Origin of the sequence: Alloiococcus sp. CFN-8 (assembly GCF_049943125.1) — a bacterium.
Classification (GTDB): Bacteria; Bacillota; Clostridia; order Clostridiales; family Clostridiaceae; genus JAEXZL01.
This window is the reverse complement of the sequence record NZ_CP188040.1, coordinates 2,416,661-2,440,401: the sequence shown is the minus strand read 5'-3', so window position 1 is coordinate 2,440,401 and position 23,741 is coordinate 2,416,661. Positions and strand designations below refer to the sequence as shown.

Annotated in this window: 39 protein-coding genes; all 39 read right to left on the bottom strand. The window is 36.2% G+C overall.

Translation table 11 applies throughout. The features are described 5' to 3' along the window. Positions 1-44: 44 nt before the first annotated feature. Positions 45-1,664, bottom strand: coding sequence for a Na/Pi cotransporter family protein (locus ACPWSR_RS11350; RefSeq protein WP_426348336.1), 1,620 nt, complete (start codon positions 1,662-1,664; stop codon positions 45-47). A gap of 121 nt (positions 1,665-1,785) precedes the next feature. Continuing rightward, positions 1,786-3,009, bottom strand: a complete 1,224-nt coding sequence (locus ACPWSR_RS11345) for an MFS transporter (protein WP_426348335.1) — start codon at positions 3,007-3,009, stop codon at positions 1,786-1,788. Between the two features lie 179 nt (positions 3,010-3,188). Then, positions 3,189-3,605: a hypothetical protein gene (locus ACPWSR_RS11340; RefSeq protein WP_426348334.1), complete on the bottom strand. Its 417-nt coding sequence runs from the start codon at positions 3,603-3,605 to the stop codon at positions 3,189-3,191. 30 nt (positions 3,606-3,635) lie between these two features. Next, a complete protein-coding gene (locus ACPWSR_RS11335; RefSeq protein WP_426348333.1) occupies positions 3,636-4,175 on the bottom strand; it encodes a methylated-DNA--[protein]-cysteine S-methyltransferase in 540 nt (179 codons plus the stop codon). A gap of 14 nt (positions 4,176-4,189) precedes the next feature. Beyond that, positions 4,190-5,155 carry a small ribosomal subunit Rsm22 family protein gene (locus ACPWSR_RS11330; RefSeq protein ID WP_426348332.1) on the bottom strand — a complete coding sequence of 322 codons (966 nt, stop codon included), beginning with the start codon at positions 5,153-5,155 and terminating at the stop codon, positions 4,190-4,192. 175 nt (positions 5,156-5,330) lie between these two features. Further along, on the bottom strand, positions 5,331-6,128 hold the full coding sequence (locus tag ACPWSR_RS11325) for a PHP domain-containing protein (protein WP_426348331.1): 798 nt from the start codon (positions 6,126-6,128) through the stop codon (positions 5,331-5,333). A gap of 248 nt (positions 6,129-6,376) precedes the next feature. After that, positions 6,377-6,769 (bottom strand): 30S ribosomal protein S9, encoded by a 393-nt coding sequence (rpsI, locus tag ACPWSR_RS11320; protein ID WP_426348330.1) that lies wholly within the window; start codon positions 6,767-6,769, stop codon positions 6,377-6,379. 25 nt (positions 6,770-6,794) lie between these two features. Then, a complete protein-coding gene (gene rplM, locus ACPWSR_RS11315; RefSeq protein WP_426348329.1) occupies positions 6,795-7,229 on the bottom strand; it encodes a 50S ribosomal protein L13 in 435 nt (144 codons plus the stop codon). A gap of 149 nt (positions 7,230-7,378) precedes the next feature. Further along, on the bottom strand, positions 7,379-8,122 hold the full coding sequence (truA, locus tag ACPWSR_RS11310; protein WP_426348328.1) for a tRNA pseudouridine(38-40) synthase TruA: 744 nt from the start codon (positions 8,120-8,122) through the stop codon (positions 7,379-7,381). 9 nt (positions 8,123-8,131) lie between these two features. Further along, positions 8,132-8,941 (bottom strand): energy-coupling factor transporter transmembrane component T family protein, encoded by an 810-nt coding sequence (locus ACPWSR_RS11305; RefSeq protein ID WP_426348327.1) that lies wholly within the window; start codon positions 8,939-8,941, stop codon positions 8,132-8,134. Continuing rightward, the gene (locus ACPWSR_RS11300; RefSeq protein ID WP_426348326.1) at positions 8,934-9,803 is read right to left on the bottom strand and encodes an energy-coupling factor transporter ATPase; all 870 of its coding nucleotides are present in this window, start codon (positions 9,801-9,803) and stop codon (positions 8,934-8,936) included. The genes ACPWSR_RS11305 and ACPWSR_RS11300 overlap by 8 nt, the downstream gene beginning before the upstream one ends. Further along, entirely contained in the window at positions 9,788-10,636 is an 849-nt protein-coding gene (locus ACPWSR_RS11295; protein WP_426348325.1) for an energy-coupling factor transporter ATPase, read from the bottom strand. The genes ACPWSR_RS11300 and ACPWSR_RS11295 overlap by 16 nt, the downstream gene beginning before the upstream one ends. 137 nt (positions 10,637-10,773) lie before the next feature. Beyond that, the gene (gene rplQ, locus ACPWSR_RS11290) at positions 10,774-11,115 is read right to left on the bottom strand and encodes a 50S ribosomal protein L17 (protein WP_426348324.1); all 342 of its coding nucleotides are present in this window, start codon (positions 11,113-11,115) and stop codon (positions 10,774-10,776) included. Positions 11,116-11,127: 12 nt separating this feature from the next. Beyond that, positions 11,128-12,075 carry a DNA-directed RNA polymerase subunit alpha gene (locus tag ACPWSR_RS11285; RefSeq protein WP_426348323.1) on the bottom strand — a complete coding sequence of 316 codons (948 nt, stop codon included), beginning with the start codon at positions 12,073-12,075 and terminating at the stop codon, positions 11,128-11,130. A gap of 111 nt (positions 12,076-12,186) precedes the next feature. Further along, positions 12,187-12,807, bottom strand: coding sequence for a 30S ribosomal protein S4 (gene rpsD / locus ACPWSR_RS11280; RefSeq protein WP_426348322.1), 621 nt, complete (start codon positions 12,805-12,807; stop codon positions 12,187-12,189). A 27-nt stretch (positions 12,808-12,834) separates the two neighbouring features. Then, entirely contained in the window at positions 12,835-13,230 is a 396-nt protein-coding gene (gene rpsK / locus ACPWSR_RS11275; protein ID WP_426348321.1) for a 30S ribosomal protein S11, read from the bottom strand. A 14-nt stretch (positions 13,231-13,244) separates the two neighbouring features. After that, positions 13,245-13,613, bottom strand: a complete 369-nt coding sequence (gene rpsM / locus ACPWSR_RS11270; protein WP_426348320.1) for a 30S ribosomal protein S13 — start codon at positions 13,611-13,613, stop codon at positions 13,245-13,247. 207 nt (positions 13,614-13,820) lie between these two features. Next, positions 13,821-13,934, bottom strand: a complete 114-nt coding sequence (gene rpmJ / locus ACPWSR_RS11265) for a 50S ribosomal protein L36 (RefSeq protein ID WP_003156543.1) — start codon at positions 13,932-13,934, stop codon at positions 13,821-13,823. Positions 13,935-13,978: 44 nt separating this feature from the next. Further along, positions 13,979-14,197, bottom strand: a complete 219-nt coding sequence (gene infA / locus ACPWSR_RS11260) for a translation initiation factor IF-1 (RefSeq protein ID WP_426348319.1) — start codon at positions 14,195-14,197, stop codon at positions 13,979-13,981. A 7-nt stretch (positions 14,198-14,204) separates the two neighbouring features. Next, positions 14,205-14,516 carry a hypothetical protein gene (locus ACPWSR_RS11255; RefSeq protein WP_426348318.1) on the bottom strand — a complete coding sequence of 104 codons (312 nt, stop codon included), beginning with the start codon at positions 14,514-14,516 and terminating at the stop codon, positions 14,205-14,207. Between the two features lie 66 nt (positions 14,517-14,582). After that, complete coding sequence (gene map / locus ACPWSR_RS11250; protein ID WP_426348317.1) at positions 14,583-15,332, bottom strand: type I methionyl aminopeptidase; 750 nt, start codon at positions 15,330-15,332, stop codon at positions 14,583-14,585. Further along, positions 15,313-15,978, bottom strand: coding sequence for an adenylate kinase (locus tag ACPWSR_RS11245; protein WP_426348316.1), 666 nt, complete (start codon positions 15,976-15,978; stop codon positions 15,313-15,315). The genes map and ACPWSR_RS11245 overlap by 20 nt, the downstream gene beginning before the upstream one ends. Before the next feature lie 22 nt (positions 15,979-16,000). Continuing rightward, complete coding sequence (secY, locus tag ACPWSR_RS11240; RefSeq protein WP_426348315.1) at positions 16,001-17,281, bottom strand: preprotein translocase subunit SecY; 1,281 nt, start codon at positions 17,279-17,281, stop codon at positions 16,001-16,003. Between the two features lies 1 nt (position 17,282). Then, on the bottom strand, positions 17,283-17,723 hold the full coding sequence (rplO, locus tag ACPWSR_RS11235; RefSeq protein ID WP_426348314.1) for a 50S ribosomal protein L15: 441 nt from the start codon (positions 17,721-17,723) through the stop codon (positions 17,283-17,285). 20 nt (positions 17,724-17,743) lie between these two features. Next, positions 17,744-17,923, bottom strand: a complete 180-nt coding sequence (gene rpmD / locus ACPWSR_RS11230) for a 50S ribosomal protein L30 (RefSeq protein WP_426348313.1) — start codon at positions 17,921-17,923, stop codon at positions 17,744-17,746. Between the two features lie 11 nt (positions 17,924-17,934). Beyond that, entirely contained in the window at positions 17,935-18,432 is a 498-nt protein-coding gene (rpsE, locus tag ACPWSR_RS11225) for a 30S ribosomal protein S5 (RefSeq protein WP_426348312.1), read from the bottom strand. A 20-nt stretch (positions 18,433-18,452) separates the two neighbouring features. Next, positions 18,453-18,812 carry a 50S ribosomal protein L18 gene (rplR, locus tag ACPWSR_RS11220; RefSeq protein WP_426348311.1) on the bottom strand — a complete coding sequence of 120 codons (360 nt, stop codon included), beginning with the start codon at positions 18,810-18,812 and terminating at the stop codon, positions 18,453-18,455. A 19-nt stretch (positions 18,813-18,831) separates the two neighbouring features. Further along, complete coding sequence (rplF, locus tag ACPWSR_RS11215; protein ID WP_426348310.1) at positions 18,832-19,374, bottom strand: 50S ribosomal protein L6; 543 nt, start codon at positions 19,372-19,374, stop codon at positions 18,832-18,834. Positions 19,375-19,491: 117 nt separating this feature from the next. Beyond that, positions 19,492-19,890: a 30S ribosomal protein S8 gene (gene rpsH, locus ACPWSR_RS11210; RefSeq protein ID WP_426348309.1), complete on the bottom strand. Its 399-nt coding sequence runs from the start codon at positions 19,888-19,890 to the stop codon at positions 19,492-19,494. Between the two features lie 31 nt (positions 19,891-19,921). Continuing rightward, the gene (locus ACPWSR_RS11205) at positions 19,922-20,107 is read right to left on the bottom strand and encodes a type Z 30S ribosomal protein S14 (protein WP_426348308.1); all 186 of its coding nucleotides are present in this window, start codon (positions 20,105-20,107) and stop codon (positions 19,922-19,924) included. Between the two features lie 15 nt (positions 20,108-20,122). Further along, positions 20,123-20,665 carry a 50S ribosomal protein L5 gene (rplE, locus tag ACPWSR_RS11200; protein WP_426348307.1) on the bottom strand — a complete coding sequence of 181 codons (543 nt, stop codon included), beginning with the start codon at positions 20,663-20,665 and terminating at the stop codon, positions 20,123-20,125. A 22-nt stretch (positions 20,666-20,687) separates the two neighbouring features. Next, positions 20,688-21,002 carry a 50S ribosomal protein L24 gene (gene rplX, locus ACPWSR_RS11195; RefSeq protein ID WP_426348306.1) on the bottom strand — a complete coding sequence of 105 codons (315 nt, stop codon included), beginning with the start codon at positions 21,000-21,002 and terminating at the stop codon, positions 20,688-20,690. A gap of 18 nt (positions 21,003-21,020) precedes the next feature. Next, the gene (gene rplN, locus ACPWSR_RS11190) at positions 21,021-21,389 is read right to left on the bottom strand and encodes a 50S ribosomal protein L14 (protein ID WP_426348305.1); all 369 of its coding nucleotides are present in this window, start codon (positions 21,387-21,389) and stop codon (positions 21,021-21,023) included. A 30-nt stretch (positions 21,390-21,419) separates the two neighbouring features. Then, positions 21,420-21,674, bottom strand: a complete 255-nt coding sequence (rpsQ, locus tag ACPWSR_RS11185; RefSeq protein ID WP_426348304.1) for a 30S ribosomal protein S17 — start codon at positions 21,672-21,674, stop codon at positions 21,420-21,422. 20 nt (positions 21,675-21,694) lie between these two features. Next, complete coding sequence (gene rpmC, locus ACPWSR_RS11180) at positions 21,695-21,910, bottom strand: 50S ribosomal protein L29 (RefSeq protein WP_426348303.1); 216 nt, start codon at positions 21,908-21,910, stop codon at positions 21,695-21,697. Beyond that, a complete protein-coding gene (gene rplP, locus ACPWSR_RS11175; protein WP_426348302.1) occupies positions 21,900-22,343 on the bottom strand; it encodes a 50S ribosomal protein L16 in 444 nt (147 codons plus the stop codon). Before rplP ends, rpmC begins: the two co-directional genes overlap by 11 nt. A gap of 17 nt (positions 22,344-22,360) precedes the next feature. Beyond that, the gene (rpsC, locus tag ACPWSR_RS11170) at positions 22,361-23,026 is read right to left on the bottom strand and encodes a 30S ribosomal protein S3 (protein ID WP_426348301.1); all 666 of its coding nucleotides are present in this window, start codon (positions 23,024-23,026) and stop codon (positions 22,361-22,363) included. A gap of 20 nt (positions 23,027-23,046) precedes the next feature. After that, on the bottom strand, positions 23,047-23,382 hold the full coding sequence (gene rplV, locus ACPWSR_RS11165; RefSeq protein ID WP_426348300.1) for a 50S ribosomal protein L22: 336 nt from the start codon (positions 23,380-23,382) through the stop codon (positions 23,047-23,049). A 24-nt stretch (positions 23,383-23,406) separates the two neighbouring features. Further along, entirely contained in the window at positions 23,407-23,688 is a 282-nt protein-coding gene (rpsS, locus tag ACPWSR_RS11160) for a 30S ribosomal protein S19 (RefSeq protein ID WP_426348299.1), read from the bottom strand. Positions 23,689-23,741 lie beyond the last annotated feature (53 nt).

The window sequence follows — 23,741 nt, the reverse complement described above, 5'->3', positions numbered from 1 at the left end:
AGGGAGCACAGCTATAAATGCTGTGCTCCCTGAAATTTTAATTATTATTTTCTATTTAAAACACTCTCTGCTATGTTAACAGCATGATCACTAATTCTTTCAAGATTACTTAAGGTATCTATGTATAAGGTTCCAGTATAAGCACTGCATTTTCCTTCATTAAGTCTCTTTATATGAGCCTCTCTGTACTCTCTCTGCAGCTGATCTACCTTTTCTTCTAGAGGATATACTCCCTCCGCCATCTTAGCATCTCTATGCTCATAAGCGTCTATAGCAAGCTCTAAAGCATTTAAGGTATAGCTAAATATATTTTTCAGCTCTCCTTCTGCTTCTTTAGAATGAGTTAAGCCTCTGTTGATTTTTTCTAGAGTTAAATCAGCTATGTTCTCAGCATGATCTCCTATACGTTCAATATCATTAACTACATAGTAAGTGGACTGAAGAATCTCATTTTCCTTAGCAGATATATCTGTTTGAGAAAGCTTTACTAAATAACTAGTTATGCTTTCTTCTAGAATGTTAATGAGCTTTTCGTTGCTATAAACCTTCTTTGCCAGAGCTTCATCATCGGTATTAAATGCTTCTATTGAAAGCATTAAGTTCTCCTTAGCCTTTGTAGCCATACGCACTGTTTCTTTCATCACCTGTCCAGATGCTATTATAGGGGTTTCAAGCAATCTATCATCAAGATATTTAGGTCCTGCTTTTTCCACTACATCTTCACCAGGGACAATTTTATTCACTATTAAAATAAGATATTTAATAAATGGAATCATGATTAAGGTATTGGAAACATTAAATATTGTATGAGCATTAGCAACCTGTCTTGATACATCACCAGGGCTTATGTTCTGAACTATATTTCCTATAGCACCCATAAAAGGTATAAATATTAAGGTTCCAAAAACATTAAAAGCAAGGTGTATGAAAGCTGCCTTATGAGCTGTTTTTGACGTTCCCACAGAGGAAATTAATGCAGTTACACAAGTACCTATGTTACAACCAAATATTATTGGAAGAGCTACATTAATACCAATAGAGCCTGTAGATGCCAGGGCAATTAATATACCTGTTGTTGCTGAGGAGCTTTGAACAATTGCTGTAAGTCCAAGACCAGCTATAATACCTAAAAACTTGTTATCCCCAATTGCTAGAATTAAATTTGTGAATTGAGGTGTCTGTGATATTGGCTTCATAGCATCTCCCATATAACCCATACCTAAAAAGAGAATACCAAAGCCTAATATTATACTTGCAATATCCTTTGTCTTTTTGTTCTTAGAAAAGAGGACTAAAGCTGCACCGATACCAACAGCAATAGGTGCAATTTGATCAAGATCAAAAGCAACAAGCTGTGCTGTTATTGTTGTACCTATATTTGCACCCATAATGATGCCTGTAGCTTGAAATAAATTCATAAGTCCTGCATTAACAAAGCCAACCACCATTACTGTAGTAGCACTGCTGCTCTGTATTACCATGGTTACTAAAGCACCAACTATTACTGCTGAAATAGGATTTGAGGTCACTTTTTCTAATATATTTTTTAGTTTATCACCTGCAGCATTTTCAAGACCGTCTCCCATAAGATTCATACCATATAGGAATAAGCCTAAACCTCCAATTAATCCAATCAGGGTTGACACTATATTGAAGTCGTCCAAATCTGATTACCTCCATCCATCGTTTCGACTATTTTTTAAGCTCTTTAATTATAGATGATTTTTATATTCAATGCAATAATGAATAAGCCAGAAACATACGATAACTCTATTATCAAAACTATTAAACAATAGCAGAGTTGTCTTGGTTTCTATGAGTTCTAGACTCAGGTAATGGCGTTGATAAAAGAAATATCACCATACCTACAATTGAAAATATTAGGCCAACTAACAGCATAGCTTCAGCTCCGCTAGCATCAAGAAGATATCCTCCTAGTAAGTTTCCTGTCACTCCCGCAGCTGTCATTGCTGCAGATATCATTGCCTGACCTTTTATCTTATCACTATTGCTCATAAGGATATTGGTGTAGTGTACCGATGCTGGTATATAAAGAGCAAAGGATACGGACTGAAAAAGCTGGCTTATGTGGATACCAAGCACTGAGGAAGATAAATAAAAGGCTATAGCTTTTATAGTAAAGAAGATAGCAGCTATCTTTAATAATTTGTTTGCCTCTACCCTTTTAACTATAATTGAGAACAGGAACATCGTGGGCAGCTCTAGAAGTGCTGCAATGGCAATGGATACTCCCATGTCTCTGCTGTCTCCCCCTACATTAACCATAATCTGCAAAAGATAAGTATTTATTATGTTGTGAAAGGTAAAGAGGCATATGATACCAATATTCATAAAGAAGAATCTCTTATATCTCTTTATAAAGGTAAGTAATGAATCCTTCTCTAAGGGAGCTGCATCTTGTTCCGTGGAACTATTTTCCCTAAGGAGCTCTTCCTTAGGAGCTTTAAACCATAAAAGAATCAGCACTAAAATCATATACAATATTAGTACTACTACTATTATTATATTTTCTCCATAAAACTTAATTAAATACCCTAATAAATAAGATACTCCAGCATAAGCCAGTGAACCAACTCCTCTAGCTATTCCATAATTCACATTATAGCCTCTGTTTGTAAGCTTAACACTGAGAGAATTAACCATAGGCATCATCATACTGGTTATGGTCAGTATTACTGCAAAAAGACCAGCTGTTATATAAAAGCTGTTAGGAATTATATAGAGAAGCGCAGCAGAAAATAAACCTATAGAAGCTATAATTGCCGATAAGGCATTAAGCCTTACCCTTCTACTCCTGTCAGCCATAGAGGCTACAAGCGGCTGTAATATTACAGATAATACATTACCCCATGCCATCAAAACACCGATATTCGAGGCAGTAAAATCTCTTGATAACAAAAAAGGAGAAGCATAACCAATAACTGAACAAAAGGCTGCCCAATAGCTCCCCTGTACTAATGAATACTTCACTGTTAATTGACTCTTCATAAGCTGCTCCTTATACTCTCTTTTAATTTTTTACTATAAAGCAATAATTTTCTAATTTAAGTTTCTATTACAATATTCTCATATTTCAAGTTTAAAGACAATCTTATTTCTGTCAAATTATTGAGTAAAAACCTCAGTGATTAACTTCCCGGACTGAGGTTAAAGTAATTCAATATTTTTTAATTAGTCTTCATATCATATTCCTTAGAAAGGAGCTGGAATACCTCACTAATCTTATTGTAATAAGCTTGTGTAGCTTTATAATGCTGTCTATTTATGACTATATCCTCTGAACGGAGGGATATGTTCATTGTTTCACCATCCTTGAGTTTTATATCTATAACCGTACCTCCATCTTTCATCTCTGGTACCTTTCTTATATTGTCTATGGATTTGAGGGCATCTAATAATATCTGAATATCTTCCTGACGTGTTATAGTGTAATAACCTGCAGGATGAGCTATGAATATTTCTTTAATATCAGGAGCCTTCAGTTCTTTTAATTCTCTCATAGAGCTTCCTGCAAAATACCAAGCTATTCCCAGAGCTAAAGCTAAAAGAGCTATAATTAAAGTATTACGCAATGGTTTTTTCACTTTTATCCTCCTAAATATTTATTTGGATTATTATAGAGCAGTTACTTTGGCAGGTACCGCTAGTTTCTCTATAGCTACGCCCTCATGGGTAAGCAGCCACAGCTTTTTATCAATCCCTCCTGCATAGCCCGTTAAACTTCCTTTTGCTCCAAGAACTCTATGGCAGGGAATAATAACTGAAATAGGATTGTGACCAATAGCTCCCCCAACTGCTTGTGAGGACATGCCTGGCTTATTCATGGTTGCTGCTAGCTTCTTTGCTATTTCTCCGTAGGTGATAGTCTCTCCATAGGGAATGTCACAAAGGATTTCCCATACCTTTTGTCTGAACTCTCCACCTATAGGAGCTAAAGGCAACTCAGATATTTTAGGGTTTTCTCCTGCAAAATATCTATCCAGCCACTTTTTCACTGATATAAATACTGGCAGATCATCTTTTTCTAGCCTTTCTACAGGAGCAGTGCTTGCAAAATATTTCTGATTTTCTATCCACAGTCCAACTAAAGCTTCCCCATCGGAAGCCAATGTCATCAATCCCACTGGGGATAAGTAGGTTGTTATATAGTACATCGCCTAACCTCCTTTTATTTTACTGGAAAGCTATCTCCCCACTTCGATTTTCTTGCAGCTTTATATAATTCTTTTTGCTTCTTAGTAACAGTTTTACTTTCAAGCCCAGAATCAGTACATAGCTCTAAAGTAACTCTCCCAGTTTCAATTATAGGATGACGCAAAATTCTGCTGTCACATAGACCAGAGCTTTCCTTAGAAAAAGCAACATAGGAATATTTCTCATCCTCGTATGGGACATCTCCGCCCTTCAACAATTTATGAAGCTTCGTTCTTGAAACTCTGCAAGAAAAATGACACCAATTGTCCTCTTCCATAGGGCATGCCTTGCTGTGAGGGCAAGGGGCAATAATATTGCCTACTTCTTTAAGGATATTATTTCTTATTATTTTTATATGAGAAAATCCAACAGGAGTTCCAGGCTCAATAATCACCAGCAGCTTATTAGCATGGTTCCAAAGGTTGTTCACAACCCTTTCTCTATCACTCTCTGTAAGTTCATTTAAAGCATAGGAGGCAATGATTAAATCATAATTCTCACTTAAATTCATATTACAAGCATCAGAATTGATCCATGAGACCCTATTATAAAATTCTTCTTCCTCCATCAATGCTTTCCCCAGTTTTATCATTGCTTCTTCTCTCTCAATGCAAGTAACCATTTCAACATCATCTATAGCTTCCATAATGGCCCAGGTTGCTGCCCCTGTTCCAGCTCCTACATCCAGTACGGTTTTTATATCATAAGCATTATACTCAAAAACATATTTTAATACGGAACTAATGGAGCTATAGGTTGCAGGCATTCTCACGATAGAGTATACAAGAGCCTCCTGGTCATCAACTATAAGTCTCTTTCCTCTTCCGCTTTCATTGCGATATTTTTTTGTAATATTTTCTGAGGTTTTTATAAGTGCTGATACAGGTACGTCCGCGGTCATTACTTCTATGGCATTCTTAAGATTATAAGGTAATTCCATTTCTATCTCCTTTTATTATCCATCAATTTTATTAACTCCTAATTCAGTATCTGAACTTTTTTCTTAAGTTATAAAGAGACTAAATACTGGAATTAGAACAATAGCTATTCAATACATATAATAATATATCCAAAGCTTATATTAATCAATTTATATACTCTATAAACTGATAAACTTAAAATGCAAGTTTCATGTTATAAATAATATTTTGTAATTCAATAATATTAGCTCCTACATTATTCGGACTATGAGCATCTGAAGCAGTAAGTATTTTTACTCCTTTATCTAATAACACTTTTAACATTATCATATTCATTCCAAGCTCACAGTCCTTACCATAATTCAAATATAATCCTCCGCTTTGTTCAGCATACATATTATATTTGCATAACAAGTCCGCAATCTTTTTATAGGTATCTCTTAATTCATAAGATGGCTTATGCCCAAAAACTTTAATACTGTCAGGATGGGCAACTCCTGTAAATATATTACTTTCTATCAATTTCTGCATTATTTCAAAATATCTCTTATATGTTTTATCCACATCTATTTTGCTCCAAAGTTCTTTTTTATGGTCAATCCCAAATCCATCAACCCAATGTACTGAGCCTGTGATAAAATCAAATGGATAGCAACCTACAACATCTTTTATTAGTTGTTCATAATCTTCAAAATAGCAGACCTCCAATCCAAACTTAACTCTTATTGGATATGTGATTTGCTTTGCTTCTTGGATAAAATCTATATACCTTTTTATAGATAAATTCCCGCCATTATTACGTTTAAACCATTCTCTTTGATATTCACTGTAGGAACATATAGGCTCATACATTGGAATAAATTCTATAAATCTATGACTATGTTCAAGCAAATAGATTTCATTAATTCCTCGATTAGCTGCTGTCCCAACAAATTTATTTAACCACTCAATTGTATACGGTCCTCTTTCAAGATGAATATGACAATCAATCATTGTTTTCCTCCTATCATCAGGCTAAATCTTCATTATATAGAAAAACATATAACTCTTATACTACTAAATGATAATATACTCTACCAATTATTGTAAATAATTATTTTAATTGATTTGTCTATGTATAATAAATGTTTTATAAATAAGAAAAAACACCGTCTTTTGACGGTGCTAAATCATCCAGTAAAAAAACAGACCCCAGAAACCGTATGATTCCTGGGGGTTTGATATTCTTTTTGTAAAGAGTATTATCTCTTTGAGAACTGTGACGCTCTTCTAGCCTTTTTAAGACCGTATTTCTTTCTTTCCTTCATTCTGGAGTCTCTTGTTAAGAATCCAGCTTTCTTAAGCTCTGGTCTTAAGCTTTCGTCAGCTTTAAGTAAAGCTCTGGAGATACCATGTCTGATAGCTCCTGCCTGACCTGTGAATCCACCACCGTTTACGTTAACTAATACGTCGAATTTCTCCTTTGTAGAAGTTAATACTAATGGTTGATTAACTATCATTCTAAGAGTTTCTAAACCAAAATAAGACTCTATGTCTCTGTTGTTTACAGTAACTTTACCTTCACCTGGTACTAATCTTACTCTAGCGATTGATTTCTTTCTTCTTCCTGTTCCAAAATATTGAACTTTAGCCATTTATATTCCTCCTCCCAGCTACTTTCTAATACTTTAATTCAAGTACTTCTGGTTTTTGAGCTGCATGATCGTGTTCTGCTCCTCTATAAACCTTAAGCTTCTTAAGCATTTTTCTTCCTAGAACACCAGTTGGAAGCATTCTTCTAACTGCTTCATGGAATGCAAACTCAGGCTTCTTTTCCATAACTTCTCTGTAAGGAGTTTCTTTTAATCCACCTGGATAAAGACTGTGATGTCTTAGCATTTTTTGATCTAATTTCTTTCCAGTTAAAACAATCTTTTCTGCATTGATGATGATAACAAAATCTCCACAGTCAACATTTGGTGTAAATGTTGGTTTGTTTTTACCTCTTAATATTGTTGCAACCTGGCTGGCTACTCTTCCTAATGGCTTACCAGCGGCGTCAATTACATACCATTTTCTTTCAACCTCATTTGGTTTAGCAATGTATGATTTCATCCTTTTCCCTCCCTGAACGTTACATCTAATTAACTAATCATGATTATATGTCAAGACTCGGGGCTAGTGAGCCTTTTACACATTATACTTCTCTTACAAACATTAATAATTATAATACACGGATACGGGTGTGTCAACAAATTTATTTGTTAATAATAAACTTTTTCTAGGGATAATCCCTGAGCAGGAACACAGATTCCAGCCCTGGTTCTCTCCTTAGACTCTATTATTTCTTTTATAGTATCCGGTTGAATTTTGCCTCTACCGACCTCTAATAAAGTACCTACTATTATTCTTACCATATTATAGAGAAAGCCATCAGCAGAAGCATAAATTTTTATTAAATCTCCCTCTTTATGAACCTCTAAGGCTGTTATAGTTCTTACGGAGGTTTTTACAGAGCTTCCAGTGCTCTTAAAGGCTGTGAAGTCGTGCTTTCCTACAAAGTATCTGGAAGCCTCCTTCATCTTATCTATATCTAGATGGTCCTTGACGAGATAGGTGTGATTTCTATATAAAGGAGACCTTACACCCCTATTAAAAATAGTATAACAGTAGGTTTTACCTAAAGCTGCATAGCGAGCATGAAAGTCTGGAGCTACCTCCTCTGAATTAATAACTGCAATATCCTCTGGTAGCCTGCTGTTCAATGCTTCTTTAAATCTCTCTGGAGGCACCGTTGAGCTAGTTTTAAAGTTTGCAACAAAGGCTTTGCTGTGAACACCTGAGTCAGTACGGCTACAGCCAGTTAAATTGATTTCTTCGATAGTTTCCCTTGTAAGGGAGCTTATTGCTTTCTCTAGTGCTTCCTGTACTGTAGGCTCCTTCATCTGTCTCTGCCAGCCGCAGTATTTCGTACCATCAAATTCTATTATGAGCTTGATATTCTTCATTCTACGCCTCTACCACAATACTCTTATGGCAATGCTGATTGCTACTAAAAGGGCAAAGACTGCAAAAGCTATGGTATCCCTATAGGTATAGACAAGCTTCTTCATTCGTGTCCTTCCCTCTCCTCCTCTGTAGCATCTAGCCTCCATAGCCATGGCAAGCTCATCAGATCTTCTAAAGGAGCTTATGAAAAGTGGTACTAGTAAAGGTATAAGACTCTTAGCCTTTTGGATTATTCCACCGCTTTCAAAATCTGCGCCTCTCGCTTTTTGAGCCTTCATAATCTTATCAGTTTCATCTATAAGTGTAGGAATAAATCTTAAAGCTATACTCATCATCATGGCTAATTCATGGGCTGGTACACCTATCTTCTTAAAGGGGCTTAGAAGACTCTCTATTCCATCTGTAAGCTCTATTGGAGAGGTAGTCAAGGTAAGTACCGAGGTTCCCATAATAAGAAGTATAAGCCTAAAAGCCATGAAAGCAGCTGTTTTTATGCCTTCTTCATATATGGAAAGAAAACCAAAATCAAAAATTAAGGTATCCTTAGTACCTTTTATCATAAATACATTTAATACTGCCGTAATTATAATCAGAGCAAATACTCCTCTTACTCCCTTATAAAGATACTTAACTGGAAGCTTTGAAACATAAACTGTTAAAGCAAGAAATATAATCACAAATACATATCCAAAGAAATTATTTATGATAAAGAGATTTATTATAAATAATAAGGATATTAAAAGCTTTGTTCTAGGATCAAGCTTATGTATAAAGGATTCACCAGGAACATACTGTCCTATAGTAATATCTTTAATCATTCTTAAAAACCCCTTCCCTATATAATCTTAGGAGCTCTTCTTTTGCTTCTTCAACAGTTATTATATTATCGGAAACAGGGAAGCCTTTCTCCTTGAGAGATCTCACTAAATAAGTTACTTGAGGAACCGCAAGGCCTACCTCCTCCAGTTCTTCAATCCTCATAAAGATATCTCCAGGCTTTCCATCCATATATATTTCTCCCTTATTCATAACCACTACTCGCTCCGCAAGCTTTGCTACATCCTCCATGCTATGGGAAACTAAAATAATAGTCATTTTATAGGTATTATGGAGCTCTTTTATCTGCCAAAGAATCTCATCTCTTCCCTTTGGATCTAGTCCTGCTGTTGGCTCATCCAGGATCAATACCTTAGGCTCCATAGCCACAACACCTGCTATGGCAACTCTTCTCTTTTGTCCCCCGCTGAGCTCGAAGGGAGATACATTTTTGTATTTTTCGTAGTCAAGACCTACTATTTTCATTGCTTTTTTAACTCGCAACGAAACCTCTTCTTCACTAAGTCCTAAATTCTTAGGGCCAAAGGCAATATCCTTCTCAATAGTTTCTTCAAAAAGCTGATATTCAGGATATTGAAATACTAAGCCAACCTTCTTTCTTACCTCTGTCAAATTAAGCTTCTCTTTAGTAATATCCAGGTCATCTACATATATTTTCCCGGAAGTAGGCTTAAGTAGTGCATTTAAATGCTGTATAAGAGTGGATTTCCCTGAGCCAGTATGTCCAATTAACGCTACGAACTCTCCATCCCTAAAATCAATGGATATTTCCTTAAGCGCAGCCTTTTCGAAAGGAGTCTTAGGCATATATATATGATTAAGTTTTTCTATTTTAATTGACATAAGGCACTCACCATCTCATCTACATTTAATATTTCCTTCTGAATCTTTATACCACTTTGAGCCAGCTCATAAGCAAGCTCTGTCACTTGAGGAACATCAAGACCTATGTTTTTCATGGTTTCCACCTCAGTTAACACTTCTCTAGGCTTACCTTCAGTAATAATCCTTCCTTCATCCATAAGGATAATCCTGTCAGCCTCTGCTGCTTCATCCATATAATGAGTTATTAATATTACGGTGATACCCAGGTTCTTGTTTATATCCTTAATGGTTTTTATAACCTCCTTACGGCCAGAAGGATCAAGCATAGCCGTAGGCTCATCTAATACAATACACTTTGGCATCATGGCCAATATACCAGCAATAGCAATTCTCTGCTTCTGGCCTCCAGAAAGAAGGTGAGGTGCATGACGACGATATTCGTACATCCCAACCTTTTTTAAGGAATCATCAACTCTTTTTCTTATTTCTGAGGGTTCAACACCTAGATTTTCCGGACCAAAGGCCACATCCTCTTCCACAATAGTAGCTACCATCTGATTATCTGGATTTTGAAAAACCATACCACAGTTTTTTCTTATATCCCATGTATTATTTGGGATGCTGCTATCAAGATCATTTATATAAACCTTACCTTCAGTGGGTACAAGTAAAGAATTCATATGCTTAGCTGCTGTAGATTTTCCAGAACCATTATGCCCAAGAATAACCACAAATTCTCCTTCATAAATAGTGAAGGAGACATCTTGAAGAGCTAATCTGTTAACTTGACCTTCCTCTGAGGCGGGGTAGCTATAGCTAACTTTATCAAATTTAATCATAGCTTTTTTCATTCCTATCCTCCTATGTAACTATATTACTTAGACAAAAAGCAAGCTCTGTTTTCTCTCTAGGTAATACAGGCTGACATTTAATTCTTATAGTATAAGAAAACGGGGACTAAGTTATGAATACTTAATCCCCTGTTATGCTATACTAACTCAAGTATAACTACTTCAGCTCCGTCTCCTCTTCTAGGTCCTATCTTGTAGATCCTAGTGTATCCACCGTTTCTCTCCGCATACTTAGGAGCTATATTATCAAACAGATTTCTAACAACTTCTTCTTCAGTTACGAAGGATAAAACCTGTCTTCTTGCATGTAGATCCCCTCTTTTAGCAAGAGTAATCATTTTTTCAGCTAAATTCTTAGTTTCTTTAGCTCTAGTTACAGTAGTTTCTATCTTACCATGCTTTAAAAAGCTAGTTACTAGGCTTCTAAGCATAGCTCTTCTTTGGTCAGTTGGACGACCTAACTTACGTTGCACTGCCATAGCTCTACCTCCTTACTCGTCGTTTAATCTTAGGCCTAAGCCTAATTCTTTGAGTTTTCTTTCAACCTCTTCAAGAGATTTTTTACCTAAGTTTCTAACCTTCATCATATCATCCATAGATCTTTGTGCAAGCTCCTGAACGGTATTGATTCCAGCTCTCTTTAAGCAATTATAGCTTCTCACTGATAGATCAAGTTCTTCGATCGTCATCTCAAGAACCTTTTCCTTCTTATCTTCTTCCTTCTCCTTCATGATAGTACCAACGTCATCTCCATCGGTTAAAGTCATGAAGAGTTTAAAATGCTCGATAAGAATCTTTGCAGATAAGCTCATTGCTTCTTCTATTTTAATTGTTCCATTAGTCCAAACTTCAATAGCTAACTTATCATAGTCGGTGATCTGGCCAACTCTTGTATTTTCTACATTAAAGTTAACTCTCTTTACAGGAGTATAGATGGAATCTATGGCGATAGTATTGATTGGAAGATCTTCTGTCTTATTCTTTGTCTGAGATACGTAGCCTCTTCCTCTGTTAACAACAATCTCCATATACAATCTAGCATCATCATCTAGAGTTGCTATATGTAAATCCTTGTTTACAACCTCAACATCACCATCAGTTCTTATATCTGCACCTGTAACTTCACCAGGGCCTTTAACATCAATGTATACAGTCTTAGGACCTTCACCATTCATTCTAAGAGCAAGAGATTTGATATTAAGAATAAGCTCAGTAACATCTTCTTTTACTCCTGTAACAGTAGAAAACTCGTGTAAAACACCATCTATTTTTACTGATGTAGCAGCTACACCAGGAAGGGAAGAAAGTAATATTCTTCTTAAGGCATTACCTAGAGTAATACCATAACCTCTTTCTAATGGTTCTACAACGAACTTTCCATAGGTTCCGTCTTCATTGCTTTGAATACATTCAACCTTTGGCTTTTCTATTTCTAGCATGTATGAAACCCTCCTTCTCTATTTATCTGGCAACCTTTTTTTGAGGGCAACTGATTCGTTAATTCCATAAAAGCTTTCACTTCTATGGAATTAAAATATATTACTTAGCTATTACTTGCTGTAAAGCTCAACGATAAGAGTTTCATTAACTGGGATATCAATATCCTCTCTTGTTGGCTCAGCAATTATTGTAGCTTCAAAGTTCTCTGGATTTGCAGAAATCCAAGCTGGTAAAGTCTTTGGATTTTCAGCAAAAACCTTAAATCTTTCAGAACCTCTGCTCTTTTCCTTCACGGATACAACATCATTAACGGATAGCTTGTAAGAAGCGATATCAACCTTCTTACCGTTAACTAAGAAATGTCCATGAGTAACTAATTGTCTAGCTTCACTTCTGGAAGCTCCGTAGCCCATTCTGTAAACTACGTTATCTAATCTTAATTCAAGAAGCTTTAACAGGTTTTCACCAGTCATGCCTCTCATTCTTTCAGCCTTCTCATAGTAGGATCTGAATTGGCTTTCTAAAACACCATATATTCTTCTAGCCTTTTGCTTTTCTCTAAGCTGCACTCCGTAATCAGAAAGCTTCTTCTTGCTTGCTCCGTGTTGTCCGGGTGCATAGCTTCTTCTAGTGATAGCACACTTATCTGTATAACATCTATCTCCCTTAAGGAATAGTTTTTGACCTTCTCTTCTGCAAAGTCTGCAGACTGCTCCAGTATATCTTGCCATTGATTACACCTCCTGCTCTAATAAAAATTAGACTCTTCTTCTCTTCGGTGGTCTACATCCGTTATGTGGTATTGGAGTAACATCCTTTATTAAAGTTACTTCAAGTCCAGCTGCTTGAAGAGATCTGATAGCTGCTTCTCTTCCTGCTCCTGGTCCCTTAACGTAAACCTCTATGCTCTTTAATCCGTGTTCCATAGCTGTTCTAGCTGCAGTTTCTGCTGCTTGCTGAGCTGCATATGGAGTGCTCTTTCTTGAACCTTTAAATCCAAGGGCACCGGCACTGGACCATGATAATGCATTGCCCACTGCGTCAGTTATAGTAACTATGGAATTGTTAAAGGTTGACTTAATGTGAGCAGCGCCATGCTCAACATTTTTTCTTTCTCTTCTTCTTCTAGTCTTTTTAACTTTTTGAGCTGCCATGTTTTCCCTCCTAACTATTTCTTCTTGTTAGCTATTGTCTTCTTAGGACCTTTTCTAGTTCTAGCATTAGTCTTAGTTCTCTGTCCTCTTACTGGAAGACCTCTTCTATGTCTCATTCCTCTGTAGCATCCGATTTCTACTAATCTTTTTATGCTAAGGGCTATGTCTCTTCTAAGATCACCCTCAACCTTAAGATTCTTGTTTATATAATCTCTGATAGCATTTACTTCTTGCTCATTTAAATCTCTAACTCTTGTGTCAGGATTTATACCAGTTGTTTCTAGTATTTTATGAGAAGTTGGTAGTCCTATTCCATATATATAAGTAAGGCCTATTTCTACTCTCTTCTCTCTTGGTAGGTCAACGCCTGATATTCTTGCCATTATAAGGTTACACCTCCTAGTGATTGTATTGCTCTTTTACATTTAATTTTCGTATTAATTTATAGAAAATATCTAAAATCTTAGGTTAGTGTCTAAGCACTGCAGCCGCACCTAAAATCTATAAACTTACCTGTCTTACTTTTTATGCCTATACTATCATATTTGACTTTATAATAAAAGTCAAATAGTTTTTATTGATTCTATTAATTAGCCCTGTTTTTGCTTGTGCTTAGGGTTCTCACAGATTACCATTACTTTACCTTTTCTTCTGATAACCTTGCACTTTTCGCAAATAGGCTTAACTGATGGTCTTACTTTCATCGCAAACCCTCCTTGTTATCCTGTAGCACTTTAATTAGTGCTTATTATTTTGATCTCCATGTTATTCTTCCACGGCTTAAATCGTATGGGGATAATTCTACAGTAACCTTATCTCCTGGAAGAATTCTTATAAAGTTCATTCTAAGTTTACCTGAAAGATGTGCCAAAATTTTATGACCACTTTCCAGTTCTACTTCAAACATTGCATTAGGTAGTGATTCAACCACTACTCCTTGCATTTCTATAACATCATCTTTTGACATAAGGTAATCAACCCTCCTTAACAATGTCCTTAAGCTTAAGAAACTTTTTAATCTTAATATCCATATCATTATCCTTATTGAGGATCGCTTCTTTTATTTCATTATTAACTATATCAGTTAATATTATATGTTTAAGCTTTTTCTTCTTAGGTTTATCAACCTTTTTATTATATCCATTGGCTAGAAGCACATAATCTGTATCAATAAAATCGACAACAATGTAAAGCTCTTTGTTGTCTCTTCCGGCTTTAGATATAACTAATTTACCTATTAAGTCATTGTTTTGCAAACTGTTCACCTCGATGATTACCTTAGTCATAAATTTACATCGCCAATATATTTAATATGGCATAATGTGAATTTATAACTAAGCAGCACTTAATGCTCATAGTGTAAGAGTTAAAATTTCCGGACCTTTATCTAGTATTGCAACAGTATTTTCATAATGAGCAGATAGACTACCATCGGTGGTCACTACAGTCCACCCATTTAATAATGTTCTAACATGGTAAGAACCGATGTTTACCATAGGCTCTATGGCTAAGACCATGCCAGCTTGGAGCTTTGGTCCTCTATTTGGTCTACCAAAGTTAGGAACACCAGGATCCTCATGCATATTACGTCCAATACCATGCCCTACAAAGTCTCTTACAACAGAAAAGCCATTTTCTTCAACAAACTTTTGTATGGCGAAGGAAATATCTGTTAATCTATTGCTTACTATAGCTTTCTCATATCCTTTAAAGAAACTTTCTTTTGTAATTCTTATAAGTTTCTCAGCTTCGGCAGAAATCTTACCTACAGGAAAGGTCCTTGCAGCGTCTCCATGGAAGCCATTAAGCACAGCTCCACAATCAACACTTATTATGTCTCCTTCCTTCAGCTCTCTTCCGCCTGGTATTCCATGTACCACTTCATCATTAACTGATGTACATACTGATGCAGGAAAACCATTATAGCCTTTAAAGGATGGAATAGCTCCTTGCTTAGTTATAAATTCTTCTGCCAATTTATCAATATCTTCAGTGGTAATTCCAGGCTTAATGGTCTCTTCTAGACGATTCAAAGTTTCCTCTACAATCTTCCCAGACTGTCTCATTAAGTTTATTTCATCACTATTTTTTAATATTATCATAGCTTTCTCCTAGAATTTTGCAGATGCTTTCAAATACTAAATTAATGGCTTTTGTACCATCCACTGTTCTCAATAAATCTCTACTTTTATAGAAATCTATTAAAGGAGCAGTTTGAGTTTCATAGACCTCAAGTCTTTCTCTAACAGTATCTTCGGTATCATCCTTACGCTGGATCAAATCACTACCGCATACATCGCATCTTCCCTGAACCTTTGGCTTATTATACTTTATATGATAGCTTGCGCCACATGCTAAGCAAACCCTCCTACCTGTCATTCTATCTATGATAAATGAACCAGGTACTTCTATTAACAAAGCAGTAGTTAAGCATTCCTTCCTGGAACTTAAAAAGTACTGCAGGGCTTCTGCCTGTTTCACCGTTCTTGGAAAACCATCCAATAGGTATCCGTTATAACAATCCTCCTGCTCCAGCCTGTCATAAACCATCCTGATGGTTACATCATCTGGAACAAGATGACCTTTATCTATATATTTTTTAGCCTCTACACCTAAGGGAGTATTTTCAGCTATGTTTCTTCTGAAAATATCTCCAGTAGATATATGAGGTATACTATATCTATTGCAAATTGACTTAGCCTGAGTCCCTTTACCCGCTCCGGGAGGACCAAAAAGTACAATTTTCACCGGCAATCATCTCCAAACAATTCTATTTAAGGAATCCTTGGTAATGTCTCATAACAAGCTGTGATTCTAGCTGTTTTACTACATCCAATGCAAATCCGATTGTTATTAGCAGAGATGTTCCACCAAATGCTAGGTTCTGAAAAGGTGATAAGGTATCTATGAGTATCGGTGATATTGCAATTACTACCGCTGCAATACCTCCAATGATGGATATCCTATCAATTATTTTTTCAATATATTTAGCAGTAGCCTTACCTGGCTTGATTCCAGGGATAAAGCCTGCAGACTTATTCATGTTCTCTGCCATTTCTTCCGGCTTAAAGGTTATCTGTGCATAGAACCAGTTAAAGAACAATGTAAGTATCGCATAGAGCAAAATATATAGGAAAGTGTTTGTTTTAAATGGACTGTAAGCACCATTTGCAATAACCTTATCAAACCAGCTTCCTGGGAAGAACTGAGCTATAGTCGTCGGAAACTGCATTACTGACATAGCAAAGATTACTGCTATAACCGCTGAGGAAATGAGCCCTATAGGAATATGGGTTGTTTGTCCTTTGTAGATCTTACTTCCTACAGCCTTCCCTGCGTAATGAACTGAAATCTTTCTTTCAGATTGGTTCATTACTATAGCGAAGAGTAATAAAGCAAGGATGAAAACTACCAACACTATGGCTTCTAGAATCTTAGCTTCCCCATTTCGTACATAGGAAATAATATTAAAAGCTAAGGTTGGCATTTGAGAAATAATGTTTACGAAGATTAACATTGAAACACCATTTCCAAGTCCTTTAACACTTATTTGGTCACCTAACCACATTAGGAAGGTGGATGCTGCTACTAAAGTTATTAATATAGTTCCTAGAGTAAGCATTGATTCTTGTTCTAATGCACCAGCATTTTGAATTATTATATAAGAAGCATATGCCTGAATAAACCCAATGCCTATTGCAGCATATCTTGTTATATTTTGAATCTTTCTTCTTCCTTCTTCGCCTTCCTTTGAAAGCTGCTCTAGCTGAGGTACAGCAATTGTTAATAACTGCATTATAATGGATGAGTTTATGTATGGAACAACACCCAATGCAAATATACTAAAATTACTAAGAGCCCCACCAGAGATTAAATCGTAGAAGCTTAATAAGCTTCCAGACTGATTTGTATATTGAGATACGACGTCGGTATTGATACCAGGAACTGGTATGTGGTGTCCTAGTCTAAATACAGCTACAAAGAAAAGTGTCCAAAGAATTCTGCTTCTAAGTTCCGGAACCTTCCAGGCATTTCGTAGGGTTTGTAGCATATTAAATCACCTCTGCTTTTCCTCCAGCTGCTTCAATTTTTTCAGCTGCTGACTTTGAGAACTTTGTTGCTTTAACAGTTAAGCTCTTTTCTAAGTTTCCGTTTCCAAGAATCTTAACTCCATCTTTTAGCTTACTAACTACTCTCTTCTCAAGTAAAAGTTCAGGGGTAACTTCTGTTCCATTCTCAAAAATGTTTAATCTATCTACATTTAATTCAACGTATTCTTTAGCAAATATATTTGTAAAGCCTCTCTTTGGAAGTCTTCTGTATAGAGGCATCTGACCGCCTTCAAATCCTGGTCTTACTCCACCACCGGATCTAGCTTTTTGTCCCTTTTCACCTTTACCGGCGTTTCTTCCAAGACCTGAACCTGTACCTCTACCAACTCTCTTAGGAGCTTTTTTACTTCCAGCGGCTGGTTTTAACTCGTGAAGTTTCATTCTGCTACACCTCCTCGTTATTATACTTCTTCAACTTTTAGAAGATAATCTATTTTGTTAATCATACCTTTGATTTGAGGAGTATCCTCATGCTCTACAGTCTTACCAATCTTTTTTAGTCCAAGAGCATTAGCAGTAGCGATATGTGAATCCTTTCTGCCAATTAAGCTCTTTACTAATGTAATTTTAAGCTTAGCCAAGGTAATCCCTCCTAACCTAATATCTCTTCAACGGATTTTCCTCTTAGCTTAGCTATCTGCTCTGCAGATCTTAGGCTAGCTAATCCATTGATAGTAGCATTAACCATGTTTCTTGGGTTATTAGAACCTAAGGACTTAGCTCTAACATCCTTTAATCCAGCTAGTTCAAGTACTGCTCTTGCAGGACCTCCAGCTATTATTCCGGTACCTTCTACTGCAGGCATTATTAACACCTTTCCGGTTCCGAAAGTTCCATAAATTTCATGAGGAACTGTTGTTCCAACTAATTCAACTTTAACTAAATTCTTTTTAGCATCTTCGATACCTTTTCTGATTGCTTCTGGAATTTCTATGGACTTACCCATACCAACTCCAACGTGGCCATTTTCATCTCCAACGACAACAAGTGCACTGAATCTGAAGTTTCTACCACCCTTAACAACCTTTGTTACTCTATTTATAAACACAACTTTTTCTTTAAGGTTAAGTGTGCTAGGATCGATTCTCATTTATTTCCCTCCTTCTTCCTTTAGAATTGTAAGCCTGCTTCTCTTGCTCCTTCAGCAAGTTCTTGAATTCTTCCGTGGTATATAAATCCGCCTCTATCGAATACTACTTCAGTAATTCCTTTATCTAAAGCTTTTTTAGCAATAAGCTGACCTACCTTTTTAGCTGCCTCTTTATTGCTGCCTAAGCCATCAAAATCTTTATCTAAGCTAGATGCTGAAACTAAAGTTACTCCCTTAACATCATCGATGATCTGAGCGTAAATGTTCTTTTCGCTTCTATAAACTGCAAATCTTGGTCTTTCAGCAGTACCAGAAACTTTTTTACGCACTCTCAAATGACGTTTCTGTCTTTGTTCACGTCTATCTTCCTTCTTGAACATTTAGTTCACTCCTTTCCTATTACTTCTTACCAGTTTTACCTTCCTTACGTCTGATAACTTCGTTATCATACTTGATTCCTTTACCCTTATAAGGTTCTGGTAATCTCCAGCTTCTGATATCAGCGGAAATTGCTCCTACCTTTTCCTTATCGATTCCCTTAACAGCTACTTTGTTTGCTGCTAATATCTCGAAAGTAATTCCTTCTGGAGCTTCTACCTCAACTGGGTGTGAGTATCCTAAATTCATTACTAATTTTTTACCTTGAAGCTGTGCTCTATAACCAACACCTATAAGCTCCAATGTCTTTTGATATCCTTGTGTAACACCAACTACCATGTTATTGATTAACGCTCTTGTTAATCCATGAAGAGCTCTATGTTCTTTAACATCGCTTGGTCTAGTCACAACTATAGAATTGTCTTCCATAGCAATATTTATATCTTTGTGCATAGCCTTGGTAAGCTCACCCTTAGGTCCTTTAACAGTTACCACGTTCTCTGGAGAAACAGTAACAGTTACGCCAGCTGGGATAACTATTGGCATTTTACCAACTCTTGACATAATCGCACCTCCTGTATTTCTGCTCTTACCTGTAACATTCATCGTTACGTTAGTTTTTAATGTAATGGAGTCCATTACCTGTTATATTCAAAATTATATATTTATTGCGAGGTCTTATTACCAGATGTAGCAGAGAACTTCTCCACCAAGACCTTCTTTTCTTGCTGATCTATCAGTCATTATTCCCTTAGAGGTTGATATTACTGCAACTCCTAATCCGTTAAGTACCTTTGGAGTTTCTTCCTTCTTGCAGTAAACTCTAAGACCTGGCTTAGATATTCTTCTTAAACCAGTTATAACTCTTTCTTTGTTGCTTCCGTACTTAAGAGCAACTCTCATCATTGGAACAACACCATCAGTGTATTCTTCTACACCTTTGATATATCCTTCTTCAAGTAATATATTAACAATTGCCTTCTTCACATTGGAGGAAGGAATTTCTACTATTTCATGTTTTACAGCATTTGCATTTCTAATACGTGTTAGCAAATCTGCGATAGGATCTGTCATAACCATGTATATATGCCTCCTTTCATTACACTATGTTTTACCAGCTTGCTTTTCTGCAGCCAGGAATTTCACCCTTATAAGCGAGCTCTCTAAAGCATATTCTGCAGATACCATACTTCTTTAGAACTGCATGAGGTCTTCCGCAAAGTCTACATCTAGTATAAGCTCTTGTTTGATACTTAGGTTCTTTTTTCCATTTTTCGATTAAAGCCTTACGTGCCACGTTCTTCCCTCCTTATTATTGAGCAAATGGCATACCAAGAAATCTTAATAATTCTCTTGCTTCCTCGTCTGTCTTTGCAGTAGTTACAAATACGATATCCATTCCTCTAACCTTATCAACCTTATCGTATTCTATTTCTGGGAATATAAGCTGCTCTTTGATACCTAATGCATAGTTTCCTCTACCATCGAAAGCCTTAGAAGAAACACCTCTAAAGTCTCTTACTCTTGGAAGAGCTATGGACATAAGCTTATCAGCGAACTCATACATTTTTTGCTTTCTAAGAGTAACCTTGCAACCTATAGGCATGTTTTCTCTTATCTTAAAGTTAGCTACTGATTTCTTAGCTCTAGTAAGAACAGGTTTTTGACCTGCGATAATTTGTAAATCAGCTAATGCAGAATCCAACACCTTGGAGTTTTCTTTAGCTTCGCCGATTCCCATATTAATAATAACTTTCTCAAGCTTTGGTACTTCCATTATATTTTTATAACCGAACTTTTCCATTAAAGCTGGAACAACTTCGTTTGTATACTTCTCTTGAAGTCTTGGAATCATTTAATGTACCTCCTTTCAAAGATTAAAGTTCTTTGCTGCACTTCTTACATACGCGAACTTTTGTGCCATCTTCTTTTATTTTATTGGATATTCTGGTTACTGTTTTGCAGTTTTTACAGTAAAGCATAACCTTTGAGCTGTAAATAGGTGCTTCTGTCTTTATGATTCCGCCCTGCATATTGCTCTTGCTTGGTTTTTCATGCTTACTTACTATATTAACATCCTTAACGATAACTCTACCAGTCTTAGGCATAACAGCTAAAACTTCACCAACTTTGCCTTTATCCTTACCTGAAACGACCATAACTGTGTCATTCTTTTTAACGTGTAATTTCACCTTAGCCACCTCCTAATCTTATAGAACTTCTGGTGCTAAAGATAATATTTTGTTATATTCTTTATCTCTAAGCTCCCTAGCTACTGGTCCGAAAATACGTGTTCCTCTTGGGTTTTTATCATCTTTTATGATAACAGCTGCATTTTCATCAAATCTTATATAAGATCCATCAGCTCTTCTTAATCCTTTTACAGATCTAACTATAACGGCTTTAACAACATCACCTTTTTTAACAACTCCGCCTGGTGTTGCACTTTTAACGCTAGCTACTATTGTATCACCGATGTTTCCATACTTTCTCTTGGATCCGCCTAATACTCTGATGCACATAATCTCTTTAGCTCCTGAATTATCTGCAACATTAAGTAAAGTTTGTTGTTGTATCATGAAATAAACCTCCTTTCAGTACGTAACATACTATTTTGCTCTTTCGATAACCTCTACCATTCTCCATCTCTTATCCTTAGATAATGGTCTAGTTTCCATTATTAATACTCTATCGTTTAATTTCGCATCATTGTTTTCATCATGAGCCTTAAACTTAGTAGTTCTGTTAACAGTCTTACCATATAGTGGATGTCTTACCTTAGTTTCTACAGCTACTACTATTGTTTTATCCATCTTATCAGAAACAACTCTTCCGATTCTAGTCTTTCTATATGCTCTTTCCATGGGGCGAACCTCCTTTCAGATTACTGTTCAAATGCCCTTTTCAGTTCTTCTTCTCTCATTATAGTCTTAATTTGGGCGATAGACTTTTTAACTTCCCTAATTCTCATAGGGTTTTCAAGCTGGCCTGTAGCTAGCTGGAATCTTAAGTTGAATAATTCAGTCTTAAGATCGTTAAGCTTAACCATTAACTCTTGAGTATTGCTGGTTTTAAGTTCTCTTAACTCTCTAGCCTTCATTACTTTCACCACCCATTTCCTCAAAATCTCTTCTTGTTACGAACTTAGTCTTAACAGGTAGTTTGTGTTGAGCAAGTCTCATAGCTTCTCTTGCAGTTTCTTCGTTAACTCCTGATAATTCAAATAAAACTCTGCCTGGTTTTATAACTGCTACCCAGTACTCTGGTGAACCCTTACCGGAACCCATACGAGTTTCAGCTGGTTTCTCAGTTATTGGCTTATCGGGGAAAATCTTTATCCAAAGTTTTCCTCCTCTTCTTATATATCTATTGATTGCAACTCTGGCTGCTTCTATCTGGTTGCTAGTGATCCAGCCACATTCAGTTGCTTGAATTGCGTAATCTCCATAGGCAATAAAGTTACCTCTAGTTGCCTTTCCTCTCATATTGCCTTTTTGCACCTTACGATGCTTAACTCTTTTAGGCATTAACATGACGAATTCCTCCTTTCCTATGCATTAGCTCTTTCTTCAACAGCCTTTTTCACTGGAAGAACTTCTCCTTTATAAACCCAAACCTTAACACCGATTTTTCCGTAGGTTGTATTTGCTTCTGCAAATCCATATTCTATATCAGCTCTTAATGTTTGAAGAGGAATAGTTCCTTCGTGATATTGCTCTGTTCTAGCGATTTCAGCTCCGCCTAATCTTCCTGCACAAGCTGTTTTAACACCTTTTGCTCCTGCTCTCATTGCTCTTTGTATAGTCTGCTTCATTGCTCTTCTGAAGGAGATTCTCTTCTCAAGCTGTGCAGCTATGTTCTCAGCCATTAATTGAGCGTTTGACTCTGTGTTCTTAACTTCTACGATATTGATTAATATATTATTAAGTCCTAAGTTTTCTTTTAAGTTCTTCTTAAGAGTTTCAATACCTGAACCACCTTTACCGATGACAACACCTGGCTTAGCAGTATATATATTTAATTTAACTCTCTTTGCAGCTCTTTCGATTTCTATTTTAGAAATTCCTGAGTTGAAAAGCTGTGCTTTAACATATTTCCTGATTTTTTGGTCTTCTACAAGGTTGTCAGCAAAATTTCTCTTATCAGCGAACCATTTTGCATCCCAATCCTTAATAACGCCAACTCTGAATCCGTGAGGATGTACTTTTTGTCCCACTCTTTTTTCCCTCCTTCTTTTTAAGCTCTTTCCTTAACTACTACAGTTATGTGGCTAGTTTTCTTATGAATGCTGAATGCTCTACCTTGAGCATGTGGTCTAAATCTCTTAAGGATTGGACCTTGACCTACATAAGCTTCAGACACATATAATCTATCTTTTTCAAGGTTAAGATTATTTTCTGCATTTGCTACAGCTGATTTTAATACTTTGTTTACTACAACAGCTGCATCCTTTGGAGTATATTCTAAAATGGCAATAGCCTCATTGATTTGTTTTCCTCTAATTAAGTCAAGAACTACTCCAACCTTCATTGGAGACATTCTAACATATTTAGCTATAGCTCTAGCTTCCATTCATGTTTCCTCCTTTCTCAGGCACTATTTTCTTTTGGAAGTTTTCTCGTTATTCACATGGCCTCTATAAGTTCTAGTTAAAGCGAACTCACCTAGCTTATGTCCAACCATATCTTCGGAAATATATACTGGAACATGCTTTCTACCATCATGAACAGCTATTGTATGACCGATCATCTGTGGAAATATTGTTGAACTTCTTGACCAAGTCTTTATAACCTTCTTGTCGTTAGCATTGTTCATTTCTTCTATTTTCTTTAAAAGTCCTTCATGTACAAAAGGTCCTTTTTTAATTGATCTACTCAATGGATTTGCCTCCCTTCGTGAACTTTATATAAGAATTATGTAAGAAGAGAATT